Consider the following 19,185-nt stretch of genomic DNA (forward strand, 5'->3'; position numbering starts at 1 on the left):
AACCATGACTGACGATCCGTGGGCACTATGTCATCTTGACGATTCATTCGATGCCTCTGTGCTGGGCACCAAGGGGGCCCAGATCCAGTGGTTTGAAGACAGGGACGGCCTGATCCAGTTCCTGCTGGAGGATTTTGTCGATCTGCTGGCCGATGTCGGCGAGCTGGACGAGGAGCAGACCGAACAGGCGCGCGAACGCTTTACCCTGCTGGTGGAACAGAGCTTCGATGATCGCACCCTGATGGACGCGATCAACGATCTCGCCTCCGGCCTGCGTCGCATCGCCTGGTTGGGGCCGCTCTCCGAGCTGGCGGAGATCAGCGACGAATTTGCCTCCGGCCTGCGTCGCTACTTTTGGAGCCAGTACGATGGCGACGAGGATGACCCGGATGCCTGGGTGCCGGAAGAGCTCTGGCCCCAGCTGGTGGAGTGCGCTCAGGAATATATGGAGGAAGGGGACTTCTGATCCTGTCCCCGGCTTCTGTTGCAGCAGAGATAAAAACGGCGCCTTGATGGCGCCGTTTTTATTGCACTTTGTCAGGTTCTGGCGTTGTCAGGCACCGGCCGGCACCGCGTGGGCGGTGTTGGGCAGCGCAGGGCCTGTGTACTTCTCGATCTGCAGCTGGGCCATGTGGCCGCAGTTGCCCTGGGCCAGGCTGGAGGAGCCCTCATCGAAGGTGAGGCAGTTGACGTTGCCGTTCTTGCAGATGCTGCCCACGTCACCCGGCTTGGCCGGATCGAACCAGGCCCCTTCGCAGATCCGCACCACCCCCTGGCGAATATCCTCGGAGATGAGCGCCCCCACCAGGATCTGGCCGCGATCGTTGAAGGCGCGTACCAGATCCCCCTGGGCGATGCCGCGAGCCTTGGCATCCGCCGGGTTGATCATGATGGCTTCGCGATCGGCGATGGCGAACTTGTCCCGCAGCGGAGTGTTGTCCAGCTGGGAGTGCAGCCGCTGGGTCGGGTGCGAGGTGTTGAGGGACAGGGGATAAGCGGTCGCCACCTCGCTCTTGATCCACTCTTTCGGTTCATACCACTTGGGATGACCCGCGCAGTCGGCGTAATCCATGCCCGCCACCGTATTGGAGAAGATCTCGATCTTGCCTGACGGGGTGCCGAGCGGGTTGAGCAGCGGGTTTTCGCGAAAATCGGCGTGGCGTACCCACTCGCGGCTCGCCTCGGGCACCGGGAAGCGCACATAGTTGTTGGATTCCCAGAACATGTTGAACGGCGGCAGCGCCACCCGGGCACCGCGCGCCTGGGCCGCCATGCCGTCGTACATCTGCTTGAGCCACAGCATCTCGTCCTTGCCTTCGGTGTACTGATCCTGCACACCCAGCTTGGCCGCGATGGCGCTGAAGATGTCGAAGTCGTTGCGGGCTTCAAACTGGGGCGGCACGCATTGGTGCATCGGGAAGACGTAGCGCTGGGAGTAGTCCCCGCCCATCTCCAGATCGTTGCGTTCGTAGCTGGTGGTCACCGGCAGGACGATGTCGGCCTGCTTGGCGGTGGCGGTCCAGTAGGGCTCGTGGACGATCACGGTCTGCGGCTTGCGCCAGGCCTGGATCAGGTTGTTGGTGTCCTGATGGTGGTGGAAGGGGTTGCCGCCAGCTACATAGACCAGCTTGATGTCCGGATAGGTGACCTTGCGACCGTTGAAGTCGATGGTCTTGCCCGGATTGGCAAGACAGTCGGCGATGCGGGCCACCGGGATCGGCGCGGGGCTGTTCTTCGGTGCGTTGCCGGCGGAGATCCCCGCCAGGATGCCGCCCTTGGCGGTGGGGCTGCCACCTGAGGAGTAGTGGTAGCTGAAGCCGAAGCCACCGCCCGGCAGGCCGATCTGGCCCAGCATGGCGGCCAGGGTGACCAGCATCCAGTTGGGCTGTTCGCCGTGCTGCTGACGCTGCATGCCCCAGCCCGCCATGATCATGGTGCGTTTGCCGGCCATGTCGAGGGCCAGCTGGCGAATGACCTTGGCGTCGACGCCACATACAGTGCTCGCCCATTCGGCGCTCTTCGGCTGACCGTCGTCCTTGCCGAGAAGGTAGGCGAGGAACTTGTCGAACCCGACGGTGTAGCGGTCGAGGAAGGCCTGATCGTGTTTCTTCTCGCTATACAGGGTGTGGGCGACCCCCAGCATCATGGCGACGTCTGTGTAGGCGTTCGGGGCGATCCACTCGGCATTCAGCTGCTTGGCGGTCTCGTTGTAGATGGGGTCGATGCTGATGACGTGTGTGCCCTTCTCCTTGAGCGCCTTGAAGCCGGCCTGACCCTCGTGATCCGGCATGTTCCAGCTGTTCTTCAGGGTGACCTGGGCGTTGACCCCCCACAGCACCACCAGCTCGGCGTTTTCCACCACGTTGGGCCAGGCAGTCTGCTGCTCGTACACCTCGATGGAGCCCATCACGTGGGACATGATCACCTGGGCGGCACCGGTGGAGTAGTCACCGGCATAACCGGTAAAGCCGCCGGCCAGGTTCATCAGACGGTGCAGCAGGGTACGGCTGTTGTGGAACATGCCGACGCTCTTCCAGCCGTAGGAACCGGCGTGGATGGCCTGCGGGCCAAAATCGCTCTGCACCCGCTTGATTTCGCCGGCGACCAGCTCGATGGCCTTCTCCCAGCTCACCCGCACCCATTCGTCGGCGCCGCGCAGTTCGGTCTTGGCCCCCGGACCGTGTTCCAGCCAGCTCTTGCGTACCATGGGGTACTTGATGCGGTTCTTGGCGTGAACTTGGAACGGCGCCATGTCGATGAGATCGTTCGGGGCCGGATCATCGGCCACCGGCTGGACGCGCACCATGCGCCCCTCTTCGACGATGGCCTCAAAGGCCCCCCAGTGGGCGCCGGTGAGGATGCCCTTCTGGGCCGGCACCAGGGTCGGGAACTGGCTCAGCGCCGTGCTGATGGCCTGGGCCAGGGCGCTTTTCGGGAACAGGCCGCCGAGCAGGGGCAGGGCGGCGCAGGCACCCAGACCCTTGAGCAGATTGCGGCGGGACAGATTGGTTTTCTTGTCGTTGTAAAAAGTCATAACGGTTTTCCTCTGTGCCAGCCTTAGTGGGCCGCGCTCATGTCACTGGCGTGTTTCTGGACATACTGGGTCAGCATGCGCGACTGTTCGGGGGTCAGGGAGGTGCGAGATTCCATCCCCTTGATGACGCCGATCCACTGGTTGGCATTGAAGTGATCCAGCGCGGTGAGGCCGTGACAGCCGGTACAGTTGTTGGACATCAGGGTGGAGGCGTATTGCCACAGCTTGCCCTGATCGCCGATGAGCTGGCTCTGGTCAACCCAGGCGGTCAGGCTGACCTGATGCCAGGTGAGGTTGGTGGCGCTGTCGGTTTCGCTCTTGCCGGTGACCAGCTCCTTCTTGGCGGCGTCGCCGACCAGGGCGCTCAGGATCCGTTTGCCGGGGGCGGCGTAGAACACTTCGCTCACGCCATCCTGCTGCCAGCCGTCGATGCGCACCTGGGCACGGCCGTTCTCGTTGGCCAGCACTTCCACCTGGGTGGAGGGCATCAGGGTGCCTTCGTCAGTCTTGGCGTTGGCATTGAGGAACAGCGGGGTGGTGGCGATGGCGTAGCGGGTAGTGACGCTGGCCGGGGTCTGGGCGGCAGCCAGGGCCAGTTCGCTGGCGCCGGCGGCGGCCAGGCCGCTCATGTCGGGCATGATGTGGGCGACGCCGCGGTGGCAGTCGATGCAGGTCTGGCCATCCTTGATGGCGACCGGGTGCTCGGCGCGGGCGTTGGGGCGCTGGGCCAGGATGTCCATCGCCTCATAACTGTGGCAGCTGCGGCAGGTGGCCGAGTCGTTGGCCTTAAGCTCGTCCCATACCGACTGCGCCATGCGCAGCTTGTGGGCCTCGTATTTTTCCGGGGTGTCTAGGGTGCCGATCGCCTCGTGGTAGATATCCTTCACGGCGCGGATCTTGGTCCACAGATAGGAGGTGGGATCCCCCGGAATGTGGCAGTCGGCGCACTCGGCGCGGATCCCCTTGGTGTTCTGGAAGTGAACGCTGCCCTGGTACTCGGCAAGCGGGGTCTGCATCGAATGGCAGGAGACGCAGAATTCGGTAGAGCTGGTCTTGTGCAGCACAGTCACTGTCACCCCCAGTGCCGCGACGCCCAGCAGGGCTCCGAGCAGCAGGAGCCAGAACCAGGTTTTTCGGGTCAGTTTTCCAATCATGACGACATTGTCCTACAGTTATTTTGTACCAATATAGTAGTACCTCCATGGTAGTGGTATCGGTGGTTGTAAGACGTTGACCTTTGTCATGCTTTATATTTTTTGAATGGCGTCACACTTCGTGATTAATTTATTTTTTGGAGTTATTGCTGAATTAAATTCACCGCCTGGATCGCTGCCTGTTTTCTGACTCTTTCCTTTGCAGCTGTTAGCCTCCTCGCAAAACCCCCCCGGATTCATTGATATAGTCATGAGTGAGCCCCCATGGAGCGTCGCTGATGAGCCCCTTCTCCCTGTTGTGTGTTGCCGCCGATGTGCAGATGCTGGCCGAGTTCGAGCAGGAGCTGGCCCCGTTGCTGAGTCACTTCAATCTGGTGGTGGTGGCCGGACAGCAGTCCGCCGAACAGGCGCTGGACGAGCTGGAAGGCAAGGGGCAACTGCCCGCCGTGGTGGTGTGCGACAGCGATCTGGGGGATGGCCGGGGGGCCGACTTCCTCATCCACCTTGGCGATCGCCACGATGCGTGCCGCAAGATCCTGCTGGGCAGCCAGCCGGAGATGAAATCCATCATAGAGGCGGTCAACCTGGGCCGGCTCGACTACTACCTGCAGCTCCCCTGGCGCGATGGCAGTCTGCGCCGGGCGGTGATCGAACAGGCCAGCCACTTCGTGCTGCAGCACCCCGAGGTGGATCTGCTGAGCTATGCCGCCGTGCTCGACAACCAGAAGCTGCTGCGAGCTCACGTCGATCGCAAGATGGCCGAGTACCGCCAGGGCTTCATGGATTACACCCATTGCAGTGATGAAGAGCTCTCCCGGGTGGTGATCGAGGGGCTCTACCAGTTCTTCGAAGGGGATGACGAGGCCAAGGTCTGTCTCCACTACAGTCCGGGCCATGTGCTGACCCGGGAAGGGGAGCCGAACCGCTTTCTCTGGTTCATCGCCAAGGGGGAGGTGGTACTGCGCAAGCGCGATGAGCAGGGGATCGAGCAGGAGGTGGTGCACTATCGTACCGGCTCCCTGGTGGGGGGCATGTCCTTCGTCACCGGCGAACCCGCCTTCACCACGGCGATGACCCTGACCGGGGCCGAGGTGATCAAGCTCGACAAGCTGCAATTCTCCCGCGTCATGCAGGCCCGCAGCGAACTGCTTCCCTCCTTCACCAGCCTGTTGCTGCGCCACTTCAACCGCCGTCTGCAGAACAGCATCCGCACCGAGATCCGGTTGCAGCAGACCCTCAACTCCCTCGATGCGGCCTATGCCCAGCTGGTGGAGAGCGAGAAGATGGCGGTGCTGGGGCAGCTGGTGGCCGGTGTGGCCCATGAGCTCAACAATCCGGTGGCGGCCATCATCCGCGGCAGTGAAACCCTGCGGGCCGCTATCCCCGATCTGGTCAATCTCGAGCTGCCCGCCGCCATCAAGGGGCTGGGCAACCAGACCCTCTGCCAGGCCCTGACGGCCCAACCGGTCTCGACCAGCGAGATCCGCGACAAGACCCGCCAGGCGGAGGGGCGTTTCGGTGATCGCCAGCAGGCGCGGCTGGCGGTGCAGATGCATCTGGATGACGAGCTGAGCTGGCAACGCTGGTTTGCCGGCCGCACTGGCGCACAGCGGGAGGCCCTGCTGGCGCAGCTGGAGTTGTTCCAGCAGACCGGAAGCTTCCTGCGCAATATAGAGGTGTGTGCTCGCCGCATCGGCGATCTGGTCAAGAGTCTCAAACAGTATGCCCGCCAGGATGGGGATGAGCCCTCGCTGGTGGACTTGCACGAGGGGCTGGAAGATACCCTGATGATCTTCGAAAACCGCCTCAAACAGCACGAGCTGTGCAAGGAGTACCAGCCGCTGCCGCCGGTGCGCTGCCATCCCATCGCCCTGCAGCAGGTGTGGACCAACCTCATCGGCAACAGCCTGGATGCCATGAGCGGCCCGGGCCGGCTCACCATCCGCACCGCCCTGCTGGATCCCGAGTGGGTCATGGTGGAGGTGGAGGACACGGGCTGCGGCATTCCTCCCGAACTGCGGGAGCGGATCTTCGATCTCAACTTCACCACCAAGCGAGAGGGCCACTTTGGCCTCGGCATCGGTCTGAGCGTGGCGTTGCAGATAGTGCAGCAGCACCACGGCCGGATCGAAGTGGCCTCCGAACCTGGCCGCTACACCCGGATGCGGGTCTGTCTGCCGCTGGATGGCAGAGGGCATGCCAGCCATGGGGGAGAAAATCATCACAAGGAACACGCGGCCTGATGCGGCCGCCGACATCAACCGGCGGGGCCGTCGCGAGATGCCGCCAAGGAGGAAAAACAATGAAAAACTACCTGATCCTGTGTGTGGATGACGAGCGGGAAGTGCTGGAGGCGGTGATCCACGATCTCGCCCCCTTCCGTACCCACTTCGAGCTGGAAGCCGCCGAGAGTGTCGACGAGGCGCGCGCCGTGGTGGATGAGTGGGAGAGCGAGGGGGGCAAACTGGCCCTGATCCTCTGCGACCACATCATGCCGGGGACGCTCGGCATCGACTTTCTCATCGAGCTGAACCAGCGCGCCAGTACCCGGGCCAGCCGCAAGCTGCTGCTGACCGGCCAGGCGGGGCTGGAGGCGACCGTCGAGGCGGTCAATCGCGGCGGCCTGCACTACTATCTGGCCAAGCCGTGGAAGCTGGAGACACTGCAAGAGGCGGTGCGGGAGCAACTCACCGATTATCTGCTGGCGGAGGATGGCGACAACGCCTTCCATTACGCCTCCCTGCTCAACCAGGCCAGGCTGTTTGCTGCTATTCACGACCATCCGTTCGACGAATAGCGGCGGTTGGGCTTTGCCGCACTGGGTTGTATACTGTCTGCATATACAGTATTGCAGGTAGCCACAGATGCGACTCTTTATCGCCGAGAAGCCCACTCTCGGCCGTGCCATAGCCGATGCACTGCCCAAGCCCCACAAGAAGGGGGAGGGTTTCATCGAAACTGCCCAGGGGGATGTGGTCACCTGGTGCATCGGCCATCTGCTGGAGCAGGCCGAGCCCGACGCCTATGACGCTGCCTTCAAGCAGTGGCGGATGGAACACCTTCCCATAGTGCCGGATCAGTGGCAACTGGTGGCCAAGCCCAAGACCAGGACCCAGCTCACCGTCATCAAACGCCTCATCAAGCAGGCCGACTGTGTGGTCAACGCCGGTGACCCGGACCGGGAGGGGCAGCTGCTGGTGGATGAGGTGATCGATTTTCTCGGCTACCCCAAAACCAAACCGGTGCAACGTTGCCTCATCAGCGACCTCAACCCGCCGGCGGTGCGCCGCGCCCTCGACAAACTCAGGGACAACAAGGAGTTCGTGCCGCTGGCAGTGTCGGCCCTGGCTCGCAGCCGGGCCGACTGGCTCTATGGCATCAACATGACCCGCGCCTATACCCTGCTGGGGCGCAAGGCGGGCTGCAGCGAGCTGCTCTCGGTGGGGCGGGTACAGACCCCGCTGCTGGGGCTGGTGGTGCGCCGGGATCTCGAGATAGAGGCCTTCATCCCCAAGCCCTTCTACGAAGTGCTGGTCCATCTGGTGACCGATGGCAACGAACGCTTCACCGCCAAGTGGTTGCCCTCCGAGGCCTGCCTGCCGTGGCAGGATGAGGAGGGGCGGGTGCTCAACCGGGCGCTGGCCGACAAGGTGGTGAGCCGGATCAACGGCCAGCCGGCGCAGGTGGGGTCGGTGGAAGAGCAGGCTCGCAAGCAGGCGGCGCCGCTGCCCTACAACCTCTCCAGCCTGCAGATCGATGCCGCCAAGCGCTTCGGCATGGATGCCAAACGGGTGCTGGACGTGTGCCAGAGCCTCTATGAGCGCCACAAGCTCATCACCTATCCCAGATCCGACAGCCGACATCTGCCAAGTGATCACTTCAGCCGGGCCTCCCAGGTGCGGGAGGCCATCGCAGCCACGGCCCCCGCTTTGGCCAAGGCGGTGAGCGAGGCGGACGGCAAGATCCGCAGCAAGGCGTGGAACGACAGCAAGGTGGATGCCCACCACGCTATCATCCCCACCGAAAAGCGCGGCAACGAGGGGAGCCTGGGGGCCGACGAGGCCAAACTCTATGGCCTCATCGCCCGCCAGTACCTGCTGCAGTTCTATCCGCCATTCGAGTACAACGACAGCAAGGTGCTGCTGCGTATTGCCGGCGGTCTGTTCCAGGCCAAGGCGCGTCGCATCCTCAAGGCCGGCTGGAAGGCGTTGCTCGGGGTGGAGGAAGATGACGATGAAGAGAAAGCAGGCACTCTGCCCGCCCTGAAGGAGGGAGAGCAACTGTTATGCGAGCGGGGTGAGCTGCTGGAGAAGATGACCCAGCCGCCCAAGTCATTTACCGATGCCACCCTGCTGGCCGCCATGACGGGGATTGCCCGTTATGTGCAGGATCCCGAGATCCGCAAGACCCTGCGGGAAACTGATGGCCTTGGCACCGAGGCGACCCGGGCCGGCATCATAGATCTGCTGTTCAAGCGCCGCTTCCTGGTGCGTCAGGGCAAGGTCATCAAGGCGACCCCCACCGGGCGGGCGCTGATCCAGGCCTTGCCGACCAGCGCTACCACCCCGGATATGACGGCGTTATGGGAGCAGAGTCTCGGCCGGATTGCCGAGCGCCACGGCAGCTACCAGCAGTTCATGGGGCCGCTGACCGAACAGCTGCACGAGCTGGTGGAGGGGGCCAGGCAGGATTCGGGGGCCGGTTTCAGCGCCCTGCCCAAGGAGGCGCTCGGCGCAGCCAAGCGGCGTTTCACCCGGCGCAAGGGGGCGGCCAGTACGACCGGCGGATCCCGACCACGCAAAACGACCAGCAAACGTCAAACCAGGGCGGCATGACGAAAAAAGGCGCCCGTCCTGGGCGCCAAAGGCATTGTTGTCAGGCTGCCCGGGCGGGCAAGCTGGCGCGGATCCTGTGCTGGTAGTGCAGAACCACCCCGAGGAACACCAGATCCTTGAAGATGAAGAACTCGGTGACCGGCACGCCGTCGACCACCTTCCAGACCCCTGTCAGGGTCAGCAGGAAGCTCAGGGTAACCAGGAAGGTGACGATAGCCCCCATGCTGCTCCAGTAACCGATGCGGGGTTGCCACAGACCTACGACCAGCCCGACGGCGATCACTATCTCGGCCAGCCCGATCAGGTTCGATACGCCCTGTTCTGACAGGGGGCCATAGAGCCAGCTCATCAAGGGGTGGCTGGCTACCAGTGGCTTGATGGCGGCCGCCTCGGTCGGGGTGAACTTGAACACGCCGATCCAGAGCAGGGTCAACACCACGCCCGCCAGGGCGATCAGAAAGCCTTTGTCATGTTGCTGCATGGGGGAGCCTCGCTTAAGGGGTCAGGGTGACGGGCGGGAAGTCGATATCGGTCGCCGCCAGATGGTTGCCATAGTTGGTCAGGGTATTGACCACCACCTGTCCGAGCACCTCCAGCAGCAGTTCGTCATCCACACCGGCGGCGCGGGCGCTCGCCAACTGCTCGTCACTGATGACCCCACGCTGGCTGACCAGCGCCGTTGCCAGCTGCAACAGAGCGTGATCGAGGGGATCCGCCGCCTGGCCGAGACGGGCTGCGCGGATCTCCTGGGCCGAGAATCCGGCCTTGCCCGCCAGCAGGGTGTGGGCAGACAAGCAGTATTGGCAGGCGTTGGCCTGGCCGATGGCCAGTGCCAGCAGTTCTCGTTGAGGGGCGGTGAGGCGTCCCTTGCCGAGGGCATCGGCAAAAGCCAGGAAGCCGTTGAGCAGGGCTGGCGAGTGGGCCAGAGTGGCGTAGAGGTTGGGCACCATGCCCAGAGTGCGTTGCAGGGTGGCCAGGGTTGGGGCGGCAGCCGGTTGCGGCTGGGATACGGGTTGGATACGGCTCATGATGTACTCCTGTGTGTTGGTGAAGGTACGGGAGACAGTGTGCCGTCGTTCGTGATACGGTTTATCACTCATTGTCTTTAAATAAATACCATTCGTCTCAAATATGGATCCGCTCTCCACCCTGTTGGCCCATGCCACCCCCGAAGCCAGGCTCTTCTTCGCCGGCAACCTGTGCCAGCACTCCCCCAGCGACGATTACCCGGGCGGCGGACATCTCCATCTGCTGCGCAGCGGTGCCCTGACGCTGCGTGAAGAGGGGGGCGCCAGCCTGCAGCTCGAGGAGCCGACCCTGATCCTGTTTCCCCGGGGGCGCCGGCACAGGCTTGAGCCCCGAAAGCTGGGGGGCTGCGATCTGGTGTGTGCCAACGTGGCGTTTGGGCAGGGGGGCGCATCGCCGTTGCAGCAGGCGTTGCCGGACTCGCTGGTGTTGCCGCTGCGAGTGCTGCCTGCCCTGACGCCGGTGCTGGATCAGCTGTTTGACGAGGCCTTTCACCCCCGCTATGGGCAGGAGCCGGTGCTTTCCCGCCTGCTGGAGGTGCTGTTGATCCTGTTGTTGCGTCATCTGGTCGAACAGGGGGCGTGCCAGCAGGGGATGCTGGCAGGCCTCTCCGATCCCCAGCTGGCGAGGGCGATCTCGGCGATGCATCAGCGCGGAGATGAACCCTGGACCGTGGCCACGCTGGCGCGGGAGGCCGGCATGTCGCGGGCCCGTTTTGCCGCACGGTTTCAGGAGCGGGTCGGCCAGGCGCCGCTCGGTTATCTGACCCGCTGGCGCATAGCGCGTGCTTGCCAGCAGCTGCTGGCGGGGGAGTCCATGGTGCAGGTGGCGCTGGGGGCAGGGTACAGCGGCAGTGTCGCCTTCGGCCGGGCGTTCGAGCGGGAGCTGGGGATGAGTCCGGGGCGCTGGCTCAAGGCACAGCAGGAGCGGGCAGAATAGAAACGGGGCAGCCAGTGGCTGCCCCGTTCTCATGGTCGATCAACCCGTGTAGACACCCTCTTCCGGGTAGCGGATACGAGTCTCGGCCGGGCGAGCCAGCATGAAGGCCAGGGTGAGGGGGCCAAGACGGCCACAGATCATCACCAGTACCAGGATGAGTTTGCCCGGCTCGCTCAGGGAGCTGGTGATACCGGTGGAGAGGCCGACGGTGGCAAAGGCCGAGATGGTCTCGAACATGATTTTGTCGAACGGCAGATCCTCGGTGATCATCAAGAGGAACATGGCCAGCATCAGCCCCATGACACTGACCATGATGATGGCCAGCGAGCGGGTCACGATCTGGGGCGACAGGGTGCGGCCAAAGGCAGTGACGTGGGGGCGCTTGGTCAGGAAGGCCTTGGTGGCGAGCAGGACCACCGCAAAGGTGGTGACCTTGATACCGCCCCCCGTGGAGGTGGCGCCGGCCCCGATGAACATCAGCATCATCATGAACAGCAGGGAGGCGGGCACCATCTGGCCGATGTCGATGGAGTTGAAACCCGCCGTCCGGGCGCTGGCCGACTGGAAGAAAGCTGCCAGCAACTGGCTGCCCAGGCTGGCTTCACCCAGAGTGCCCGGGTTGTTGTGTTCAAGCAGCCAGAACATCAGGGTACCGATCAGCAGCAGGGCAGGCGTCATCACCAGCATCAGTTTGCTGTGGAGCTTGAGCCTGCGCCAGCGGCGGTTGCGCACCAGATCGACGATGACGGTAAAGCCAAGCCCCCCCAGGATCAGCAGGCCGGCGATGGTGAGGCTGATGAGAGGGTCATCTCTATAGTCCATGAGATTGTTGGCAAACAGCGAGAAGCCGGCGTTGTTGAAGGCCGATACCGCATGGAAGAAGCTGACGTAGAGGCCGTGGACCCAGCCCATCTCGGGCACCCAGCGAATGGCCATGATGGCGGTGCCGATCAGCTGGGCGATGAAGGCGAACAGCACGATGCGCTTGACCAGCTGGACTATGTTGACCGATCCCTCCTGGCCCAGCGCCTCCTTGGCCAGCACCTGCTGGCGCAGGCCGACCCGCTTGCTGAACATGGCGATCAGCAGCAGGGTCATGGTCATCTGGCCCAGACCGCCAATCTCCATCAGGATGAGCAGGAAGATCTGCCCCTGCAGGGTGAAGGCGGTACCTGTATCCACGACCCCGAGGCCAGTTACGCTGATGGCCGAGGTAGCGGTAAACAGGGCGTTGATGAAGGTGACCTCGCCCTTGTGGCTGGAGGGCTGCACCAGAAAGATGGTGCCGACCAGCAGGATGATCAGAAAGCTGCCGAGTATCAGCCGGGCTTCGCTCCAGCGGGACTCATCCTTCTGATACAGGGCGAAGGTGTAATTGCTGCGCCAGTTGATCATAGGGTTTCAAGCCAGTGATCGATGGCGTGCTTGTTGCCTGCCAGGATCAGGATGTCTCCCAGCTGCAGTTCCATCTTGCCGGTCAGCACGTTGTGCAGGGTTTCGCCGCGCTTGATGGCGAGCAGCTGGAAGTCGCTCTGTTGCAACAGGTGGAAGTCGCTGAGGGCTTTGCCGTTCAACTGCAGACCGATGACGAACTCGGTCAGCACCATGTCATGGCCCAGTTCCAGATAGTCGAACAGGCGGTTGTCGAGCATGCTCTGGGCGACCCGGCGACCCATGTCCCACTCAGGGTTGATCACTTTGTCGGCCCCCACCTTCTGCAGGATCTTGGCGTGAAATTTGTCGCGCGCCTTGACCCACACCTTCTTCACGCCGGCTTCTTTGAGCACTAGGGTGGTGAGGATGCTGGTCTCCAGATTGTCACCGATGGCGACGAAGACGATGTCGAAGTTGGCCAGCCCCAGCTCGGCCACTGTGGCCTCGTCGGTGGCATCGGCAACGATGACATGGTTGCACAGGGTGGCGATCTGGCGGGTTCTGCTCTCGTCGATGTCGATAGCCAGTACCTCGGCATCCTGTCGTTGCAGCTCTTCGCACAGGGCGCTACCAAACAGGCCCAGGCCGATGACGGCAAACTGGTTGTTCATGAGTGGTTCCTCAACAGTTGGATCTGTCTACTCTAAACCACTGTTATTCGGCCGGAAAGAGCCCAGGTTTTTCGTCATCGACCAACTTGAGGTAGACTGCGCCTTCGCACCAAGCCGGGACAGACCGATGAAACTGAATGCCAACGCCTCCCTGTTGAGTCTCAACACCCTTGCCCTCGATGCTCATTGCCTCTGGCTGGCCGAGGTGGAGCAGGTCGCCGATCTGGGCAACCTGCGCGCCGATCCCCAGCTCGGGTCTTTGCCGCGTCTGACCCTGGGCGGCGGCAGCAATATGCTGTTTACCACCGATTTTCTCGGGCTGGTGATCCTCAACCGTCTGAAAGGGATCGAGATGCAGGATGGCGGCGATCACTGGTTGCTCCATGTGGCGGCGGGCGAGGATTGGCATCAGCTGGTGTGCCATGCCCTGCAGCAGGGGTGGCATGGGCTGGAAAACCTGGCGTTGATCCCGGGTACGGTCGGCGCCGCACCGGTGCAAAACATCGGGGCCTATGGCGTCGAACTGGCCACCTTCTGCGACTATGTGGATGCGTTCAACTGGCAGAGCGGCGAAATGGAGCGGATCGCGGCGAAGCAGTGCCGTTTCGGCTATCGCGACAGCATCTTCAAGCATGAGTACCAGGATACTCACCTGATCACCGCCGTCGGCCTGCGCCTGCCCAAGGCGTGGCAACCCGTCGCGGGTTACGGCCCGTTGGCGGCGCTCGGTGAATCCCCAACTGCCCGGGCCATCTTCGATACCGTCTGCGCGACCCGGATGGCCAAGCTGCCGGATCCGGCTGTGCTCGGCAATGCGGGCAGCTTCTTCAAAAACCCCGTGGTGCCGCCCGAGCTGGCGCAGCGGCTTAAGCTGCAGTATCCGCAGATGCCCAGCTACCCGGCCGGCGACGGTGAAGCCAAGCTGGCCGCGGGCTGGCTCATCGATCAGTGTGGCCTCAAGGGCTTTGCCATCGGTCGCGCCGCCGTCCATCAGGAGCAGGCGCTGGTGCTAGTCAACCTCGGTGGCGCCAGTGCCATGGAGCTGATCGCCCTGGCGGCCCACGTGCGTGACAGCGTGGAGCAGAAGTTTGGTGTGGTGCTGGAGCACGAGGTGCGCTTCATGGGTGCGCAGGGAGAAACCTGGCTGGACGAGGTGCTGGCATGACATTGACACCCATCAGACAGACCCTGATTTCCCTGCTCAGCGACGGTCAGTTCCACTCCGGCGAACAGCTGGGTGAGCAACTCGGCATCAGCCGTGCGGCGGTGAGCAAGCATATGGCTGCCCTCAAGGGGCTGGGGCTGGATCTGTTCAGTCTGACCGGCAAGGGTTATCGATTGGCCGTGCCGCTAGCCCTCTACGATCAGGCCCAATTGCAAGCCTTGGCCCCGATGGCGCCAATCCACTGCTTCCCGGTCATCGACTCCACCAACCAGTTCCTGCTGGAGCGGGTCAACCAGGCCCGCGCCGGCGAGTGTTGCCTGGCCGAGTGCCAGACCGCCGGCCGTGGTCGTCGTGGCAAGCCGTGGATTTCGCCGTTTGGTTGCCAGCTGATCTTGAGCATGTACTGGCGGCTGGAGCAGGGTATGGCAGCTGCCATGGGGTTGAGCCTGGCAGTGGGCGTTGCCGTGGTGGAGGCACTGGAATCCCTGGGTTATCAGGGAGTTGAGCTCAAGTGGCCCAACGATCTCTACTATCAGGGGCGCAAACTGGCAGGGATCCTGGTGGAGATGAGCGGCAGTGCCGGTGCCAGTTGCCATCTGGTGATCGGGGTCGGCCTCAATCTGGCCATGCCTGCCCGGGAAGGGGAGAGGATCGATCAGGCCTGGGCCGAACTGCGCCACATCAACCCCGAGCTGGTTGATCGCAACCAGTTGGCCGCCCGGGTGATAGAACGCCTGCAAACCGCCATGCAGACCTTCGAACAGCGCGGATTGGGGAGCTTCGTCGCCGCGTGGAACCGGCTCGATCATTTTGCCGGTCGTCCTGTCCGTCTGCTGATGGGCGATCAGGAGATCCGCGGCATCGCCAGGGGGATCGACGATCGCGGTGCCCTGCGTCTGGAGACGGAGGAGGGCATCAAGTTCTATCTGGGCGGTGAAATCTCCCTGCGCCGGGGAGACTGAGGGTACAGTGACAGTTATAAACGAAGAGGGGGCCAGTGGCCCCCTCTTCGTTTATCCGTTGTCTGTTCAAGCCGTCACTTGCGCAGTTTGATCTGTTCGATGGCATGCTCCTGTCCCTTGGTCAGGATCAGGTTGGCTCGCTCCCGGGTTGGCAGGATGTTTTCTTGCAAATTCAGATAGTTGATATCTTGCCAGATGTTGCCGGCAATCCGGGTCGCTTCGCTTTCCGCCAGCTTGGCATAGTGGTGGAAGTAGGAGTCCGGATCCGAGAATGCACCGCTGCGAAACTTGAGGAAACGCTCGATATACCAGGTGCGCAGCAACTCGGCATCGGCATCCACATAGATGGAAAAGTCGACGAAATCAGACACGAACACGCGGTGCGGATCCTGCGGGTAGTCCATGCCGCTTTGCAGCACATTGAGCCCTTCCAGGATCAGGATGTCCGGCTGCTCCACCACCTTCTTCTCGTCGGGAATGATGTCGTAGATAAGGTGGGAATAGACGGGGGCCTCCACCTTTTCGTGTCCCGCGCGGATGTTGGCGACAAACTCCACCAGATGACGGATATCGTAGGACTCGGGGAATCCCTTGCGGCGCATCAGGCCGCGCTCCTCCAGCACCTTGTTGGGATAGAGAAAGCCGTCGGTGGTAACCAGCTCTACCCGCGGGTGCTCCGGCCAACGCTCCAGCAGCGCTTGCAGGATGCGCGCCGTGGTGCTCTTGCCGCCGGCCACACTGCCCGCGATGCTGATGATGTAGGTGCCCTTGCCTCGGGACTGGCCGAGAAACTGCTCCAGCACCCGGCTGCGACGCTGCTTGGCCTTGACGTAGAGATTGAGCAGACGGGAGAGCGGCAGATAGATCTCTTCGACTTCCCGCAATGACACCTTCTCGTTGATCCCGCGCAGGGTCTGCAGATCGTGCTCGGTCAGGGTCAGGGGGACCGAATCGCGCAATAACGCCCATTGTTCGCGGGTGAATTGCAGATAGGGGTTATGCTCTGTCGTCATGGTGTCGTCACTGTTTCTTGGGCACGGCGACCATACACCAAGGGTGGGGGAGCGACAAGCGACCTGGCGGGATTGCCCGATTTGTCGCCATGTTTTTGCAAACTCGGCGGCAATAAAGCACTTTTTGCCGGGCTCAATGGTTGCATCCCCCAAATCCTTACAATAAAATGCGCGACGCTTAGATGTCTGTCGTCTATTTGCCGAGCAAAAGCGATAAAAACAACGGGTGCAAGCAGAATTACCGTTGTGACAATCTGGTATTTGGAGGGGTTCCCGAGCGGCCAAAGGGATCAGACTGTAAATCTGACGGCTCTGCCTTCGAAGGTTCGAATCCTTCTCCCTCCACCATATTTCTCTGCGGTTTGAGTTCTTTGGGTTAGAGAAATGCGGGCATCGTATAATGGCTATTACCTCAGCCTTCCAAGCTGATGATGCGGGTTCGATTCCCGCTGCCCGCTCCAAGATGCTGATATGGCTCAGGCGATACCAAGAGCTACACCCTCGGGTGAGGTCGGCAGTCGAATCTGCCTGTCAGCACCAACCTCTCTTCCCCACCAGATTCAAATCCATCATATAAACTGTTCTGTGGTTAGCTTGCCACCGCGTACTCAGCGTTAGTTTAGAGGGACGATCATGTCTAAAGAAAAATTTGAGCGTAGTAAACCGCACGTTAACGTGGGTACCATCGGCCACGTTGACCACGGTAAAACCACCCTGACTGCTGCTATCACCAACGTGCTGGCCAAGCACTTCGGTGGTAAAGCTTTCGCCTTCGACCAGATCGACAAGGCACCGGAAGAGCGTGAGCGTGGTATCACCATCAACACCTCCCACGTAGAATACGACACCGCTACCCGTCACTACGCTCACGTAGACTGCCCGGGTCACGCCGACTACGTTAAAAACATGATCACCGGTGCTGCCCAGATGGACGGCGCTATCCTGGTAGTAGCTGCGACTGACGGCCCGATGCCGCAGACCCGTGAGCACATCCTGCTGGGTCGTCAGGTAGGCGTTCCGTACATCATCGTGTTCATGAACAAGTGCGACATGGTAGATGACGAAGAGCTGCTGGAACTGGTCGAGATGGAAGTTCGCGAACTGCTGTCCGAGTACGACTTCCCGGGTGATGACCTGCCGGTAGTCCGCGGTTCCGCACTGAAAGCGCTGGAAGGCGAAGCTCAGTGGGAAGAGAAGATCATCGAGCTGGCCGGTCACCTGGATTCCTACATCCCGGAGCCGGAGCGCGCGATTGACCAGCCGTTCCTGATGCCTATCGAAGACGTATTCTCCATCGCTGGCCGTGGTACCGTAGTAACCGGTCGTGTAGAGCGCGGTATCGTTAAAGTAGGTGAAGAAGTGGAAATCGTGGGTATCAAAGATACCACCAAGACCACCTGTACCGGTGTTGAGATGTTCCGCAAGCTGCTGGACGAAGGTCGTGCAGGCGAGAACATCGGTGCACTGCTGCGCGGCGTGAAGCGTGAAGACGTAGAGCGTGGTCAGGTCCTGGCCAAGCCGGGCACCATCAAGCCGCACACCAAGTTCGAATCTGAAGTGTACGTACTGTCCAAAGAAGAAGGTGGTCGTCACACCCCGTTCTTCAAAGGCTACCGTCCGCAGTTCTACTTCCGTACTACCGACGTGACCGGTACCATCGAACTGCCGGAAGGCGTAGAGATGGTCATGCCGGGCGACAACATCAAGATGGTTGTTACCCTGATTGCGCCGATCGCGATGGACGACGGCCTGCGTTTCGCCATCCGTGAAGGTGGCCGTACCGTAGGTGCTGGTGTTGTAGCTAAAGTTATCGCTTAATCTTTGGCTTACATAAATAAAGCAAAGCCCCTATAATAGGGGCTTTCTTATGCAGGGGCGTAGTTCGAATTGGTAGAACAGCGGTCTCCAAAACCGATGGTTGCGGGTTCGAGTCCTGCCGCCCCTGCCATATACCTCGTCTCGTACGGGGCTTTTGTGTCTTTGGTTACGTCAGATACAGGTGGGTTGTATGAGTGTTAGTTCTGAGAGCCAGGGCGGAAGCAAGGATACCCTGCTTTGGGGCCTGGTTTTCATTATCCTGGCGGCCGCTGTAGTGGGTAATTATCTGCTGAGTGATGTCATGGTTGCCGTCCGCGCCCTGGGTGTGGTCGTTGTGATTGCTGCTGCTGGTGCAGTGGCCCTGCAAACCACCAAGGGAAAGGCAACACTGGCATTCGCCCGTGAGTCTCGCCTAGAAGTCCGCAAGGTCGTATGGCCGACCCGTCAGGAAGCCATTCAGACAACCCTGATTGTGCTGGCGGTGACTGCCGTGATGGGCCTGCTGCTGTTCGTTCTGGACGGTGCCTTGGTCTGGTTGGTCAACCTGATTACCGGTGTGTAAGGATAAGCCATGACTGAACAACGTGAACAACGTATGAGATGGTATGTCGTGCAGGCATTTTCCGGCTATGAAGGCCGTGTTGCCAAGTCTCTGCGTGAACATATCAAGATGCATGGCATGGAAGACATGTTCGGTGAAGTACTGGTCCCGACCGAAGAAGTGGTCGAGATGCGTGCCGGCCAGAAGCGCAAGAGTGAGCGCAAATTTTTCCCGGGTTATGTCCTGGTCCAGATGATCATGGATGAAACCACGTGGCACCTGGTACGCAATGTACCGCGCGTCATGGGCTTCATCGGCGGTACTTCCGACCGCCCGGCGCCGATCTCCGACAAAGAGGCCGATGCCATTCTGAATCGTCTGCAGGATGCCCACGACAAGCCGCGTCCGAAAACCCTGTTTGAACCGGGTGAGATGGTGCGGGTTGCCGATGGTCCGTTTGCCGACTTCAACGGCACCGTTGAAGAAGTGGATTACGAGAAGAGCCGCGTGAAGGTTTCCGTACTGATCTTCGGTCGTTCTACTCCGGTTGAACTGGATTTTGGGCAGGTCGAAAAAGGCTGATCGAATTCTGTACGTTTAACGGTTGTCAGGGGCAGCGAATATCTCTATAATTCGCTGCCCCTTTATTAGTT

At 61.5% G+C, this 19,185-nt stretch carries 17 protein-coding genes and 4 tRNA genes; 14 read left to right on the top strand and 7 right to left on the bottom strand.

All coding sequences use genetic code 11. From position 1 onward, the window contains the following. Positions 1-4: 4 nt before the first annotated feature. Entirely contained in the window at positions 5-466 is a 462-nt protein-coding gene (locus MRK42_RS01450) for a hypothetical protein (protein ID WP_026457286.1), read from the top strand. Between the two features lie 87 nt (positions 467-553). On the opposite strand, the gene torA is transcribed toward MRK42_RS01450, so the two are convergent. Together torA and MRK42_RS01460 are read right to left on the bottom strand one after the other, a co-directional pair. Next, the gene (gene torA / locus MRK42_RS01455) at positions 554-3,034 is read right to left on the bottom strand and encodes a trimethylamine-N-oxide reductase TorA (RefSeq protein WP_354688794.1); all 2,481 of its coding nucleotides are present in this window, start codon (positions 3,032-3,034) and stop codon (positions 554-556) included. Between the two features lie 23 nt (positions 3,035-3,057). Further along, positions 3,058-4,188, bottom strand: a complete 1,131-nt coding sequence (locus tag MRK42_RS01460; protein ID WP_354688795.1) for a NapC/NirT family cytochrome c — start codon at positions 4,186-4,188, stop codon at positions 3,058-3,060. Between the two features lie 278 nt (positions 4,189-4,466). Here MRK42_RS01460 and MRK42_RS01465 point away from each other — a divergent pair, with 278 nt between their 5' ends. From MRK42_RS01465 to MRK42_RS01475, 3 genes are all read left to right on the top strand, one after another. Beyond that, positions 4,467-6,431, top strand: a complete 1,965-nt coding sequence (locus tag MRK42_RS01465) for an ATP-binding protein (protein WP_354688796.1) — start codon at positions 4,467-4,469, stop codon at positions 6,429-6,431. Between the two features lie 59 nt (positions 6,432-6,490). Next, positions 6,491-6,985, top strand: coding sequence for a response regulator (locus MRK42_RS01470; RefSeq protein ID WP_201942202.1), 495 nt, complete (start codon positions 6,491-6,493; stop codon positions 6,983-6,985). A gap of 67 nt (positions 6,986-7,052) precedes the next feature. Next, positions 7,053-9,023, top strand: coding sequence for a DNA topoisomerase III (locus MRK42_RS01475; RefSeq protein ID WP_354688797.1), 1,971 nt, complete (start codon positions 7,053-7,055; stop codon positions 9,021-9,023). Between the two features lie 40 nt (positions 9,024-9,063). Here the strand turns inward: MRK42_RS01475 and MRK42_RS01480 are convergent, their stop codons facing one another. Further along, positions 9,064-9,504 carry a DUF417 family protein gene (locus tag MRK42_RS01480; protein ID WP_042072494.1) on the bottom strand — a complete coding sequence of 147 codons (441 nt, stop codon included), beginning with the start codon at positions 9,502-9,504 and terminating at the stop codon, positions 9,064-9,066. 13 nt (positions 9,505-9,517) lie between these two features. Then, entirely contained in the window at positions 9,518-10,051 is a 534-nt protein-coding gene (locus tag MRK42_RS01485; RefSeq protein WP_042025191.1) for a carboxymuconolactone decarboxylase family protein, read from the bottom strand. 103 nt (positions 10,052-10,154) lie between these two features. Between MRK42_RS01485 and MRK42_RS01490 the strand changes: the two genes are divergently transcribed. Next, complete coding sequence (locus tag MRK42_RS01490; protein WP_354688798.1) at positions 10,155-10,988, top strand: AraC family transcriptional regulator; 834 nt, start codon at positions 10,155-10,157, stop codon at positions 10,986-10,988. Positions 10,989-11,027: 39 nt separating this feature from the next. On the opposite strand, the gene MRK42_RS01495 is transcribed toward MRK42_RS01490, so the two are convergent. Further along, a complete protein-coding gene (locus MRK42_RS01495) occupies positions 11,028-12,383 on the bottom strand; it encodes a TrkH family potassium uptake protein (protein WP_042025189.1) in 1,356 nt (451 codons plus the stop codon). Further along, the gene (locus MRK42_RS01500; RefSeq protein ID WP_026457411.1) at positions 12,380-13,033 is read right to left on the bottom strand and encodes a TrkA family potassium uptake protein; all 654 of its coding nucleotides are present in this window, start codon (positions 13,031-13,033) and stop codon (positions 12,380-12,382) included. The genes MRK42_RS01495 and MRK42_RS01500 overlap by 4 nt, the downstream gene beginning before the upstream one ends. 127 nt (positions 13,034-13,160) lie before the next feature. Between MRK42_RS01500 and murB the strand changes: the two genes are divergently transcribed. Further along, entirely contained in the window at positions 13,161-14,198 is a 1,038-nt protein-coding gene (gene murB, locus MRK42_RS01505; protein ID WP_354688799.1) for a UDP-N-acetylmuramate dehydrogenase, read from the top strand. Further along, a complete protein-coding gene (gene birA, locus MRK42_RS01510) occupies positions 14,195-15,160 on the top strand; it encodes a bifunctional biotin--[acetyl-CoA-carboxylase] ligase/biotin operon repressor BirA (RefSeq protein ID WP_354688800.1) in 966 nt (321 codons plus the stop codon). The genes murB and birA overlap by 4 nt, the downstream gene beginning before the upstream one ends. Before the next feature lie 74 nt (positions 15,161-15,234). Here birA and coaA read toward each other — a convergent pair whose 3' ends face one another. Further along, complete coding sequence (gene coaA / locus MRK42_RS01515; RefSeq protein WP_026457408.1) at positions 15,235-16,173, bottom strand: type I pantothenate kinase; 939 nt, start codon at positions 16,171-16,173, stop codon at positions 15,235-15,237. A 263-nt stretch (positions 16,174-16,436) separates the two neighbouring features. On the opposite strand from coaA, the gene MRK42_RS01520 reads away from it, so the two are divergent. The 7 genes from MRK42_RS01520 to nusG all read left to right on the top strand — a co-directional run bounded on the left by MRK42_RS01520 (position 16,437) and on the right by nusG (position 19,114). Beyond that, positions 16,437-16,521, top strand: a tRNA-Tyr gene (locus MRK42_RS01520). A 38-nt stretch (positions 16,522-16,559) separates the two neighbouring features. After that, positions 16,560-16,634: transfer RNA gene (locus MRK42_RS01525), tRNA-Gly, on the top strand. Between the two features lie 4 nt (positions 16,635-16,638). Next, positions 16,639-16,713 (top strand) — tRNA-OTHER (locus MRK42_RS01530). 93 nt (positions 16,714-16,806) lie between these two features. Then, positions 16,807-17,991: an elongation factor Tu gene (gene tuf / locus MRK42_RS01535; protein WP_061476754.1), complete on the top strand. Its 1,185-nt coding sequence runs from the start codon at positions 16,807-16,809 to the stop codon at positions 17,989-17,991. Positions 17,992-18,044: 53 nt separating this feature from the next. Beyond that, positions 18,045-18,121: transfer RNA gene (locus MRK42_RS01540), tRNA-Trp, on the top strand. 60 nt (positions 18,122-18,181) lie between these two features. After that, positions 18,182-18,553, top strand: coding sequence for a preprotein translocase subunit SecE (gene secE / locus MRK42_RS01545; protein ID WP_026456245.1), 372 nt, complete (start codon positions 18,182-18,184; stop codon positions 18,551-18,553). Between the two features lie 9 nt (positions 18,554-18,562). Beyond that, complete coding sequence (gene nusG / locus MRK42_RS01550; RefSeq protein ID WP_005306318.1) at positions 18,563-19,114, top strand: transcription termination/antitermination protein NusG; 552 nt, start codon at positions 18,563-18,565, stop codon at positions 19,112-19,114. Positions 19,115-19,185 lie beyond the last annotated feature (71 nt).

The sequence above is a fragment of the Aeromonas sp. 19NY04SH05-1 genome (assembly GCF_040581895.1).
GTDB classification, from domain to species: Bacteria; Pseudomonadota; Gammaproteobacteria; order Enterobacterales; family Aeromonadaceae; genus Aeromonas; species Aeromonas enteropelogenes.

Excerpts from the sequence above, each read along its gene's own strand:
- MRK42_RS01450 (WP_026457286.1), top strand. The coding sequence starts at position 5 with ATGACTGACGATCCGTGGGCACTATGTCATCTTGACGATTCATTCGAT.
- torA (WP_354688794.1), bottom strand. The coding sequence starts at position 3,034 with ATGACTTTTTACAACGACAAGAAAACCAATCTGTCCCGCCGCAATCTG.
- MRK42_RS01460 (WP_354688795.1), bottom strand. The coding sequence starts at position 4,188 with ATGATTGGAAAACTGACCCGAAAAACCTGGTTCTGGCTCCTGCTGCTC.
- MRK42_RS01465 (WP_354688796.1), top strand. The coding sequence starts at position 4,467 with ATGAGCCCCTTCTCCCTGTTGTGTGTTGCCGCCGATGTGCAGATGCTG.
- MRK42_RS01470 (WP_201942202.1), top strand. The coding sequence starts at position 6,491 with ATGAAAAACTACCTGATCCTGTGTGTGGATGACGAGCGGGAAGTGCTG.
- MRK42_RS01475 (WP_354688797.1), top strand. The coding sequence starts at position 7,053 with ATGCGACTCTTTATCGCCGAGAAGCCCACTCTCGGCCGTGCCATAGCC.
- MRK42_RS01480 (WP_042072494.1), bottom strand. The coding sequence starts at position 9,504 with ATGCAGCAACATGACAAAGGCTTTCTGATCGCCCTGGCGGGCGTGGTG.
- MRK42_RS01485 (WP_042025191.1), bottom strand. The coding sequence starts at position 10,051 with ATGAGCCGTATCCAACCCGTATCCCAGCCGCAACCGGCTGCCGCCCCA.
- MRK42_RS01490 (WP_354688798.1), top strand. The coding sequence starts at position 10,155 with ATGGATCCGCTCTCCACCCTGTTGGCCCATGCCACCCCCGAAGCCAGG.
- MRK42_RS01495 (WP_042025189.1), bottom strand. The coding sequence starts at position 12,383 with ATGATCAACTGGCGCAGCAATTACACCTTCGCCCTGTATCAGAAGGAT.
- MRK42_RS01500 (WP_026457411.1), bottom strand. The coding sequence starts at position 13,033 with ATGAACAACCAGTTTGCCGTCATCGGCCTGGGCCTGTTTGGTAGCGCC.
- murB (WP_354688799.1), top strand. The coding sequence starts at position 13,161 with ATGAAACTGAATGCCAACGCCTCCCTGTTGAGTCTCAACACCCTTGCC.
- birA (WP_354688800.1), top strand. The coding sequence starts at position 14,195 with ATGACATTGACACCCATCAGACAGACCCTGATTTCCCTGCTCAGCGAC.
- coaA (WP_026457408.1), bottom strand. The coding sequence starts at position 16,173 with ATGACGACAGAGCATAACCCCTATCTGCAATTCACCCGCGAACAATGG.
- tuf (WP_061476754.1), top strand. The coding sequence starts at position 16,807 with ATGTCTAAAGAAAAATTTGAGCGTAGTAAACCGCACGTTAACGTGGGT.
- secE (WP_026456245.1), top strand. The coding sequence starts at position 18,182 with ATGAGTGTTAGTTCTGAGAGCCAGGGCGGAAGCAAGGATACCCTGCTT.
- nusG (WP_005306318.1), top strand. The coding sequence starts at position 18,563 with ATGACTGAACAACGTGAACAACGTATGAGATGGTATGTCGTGCAGGCA.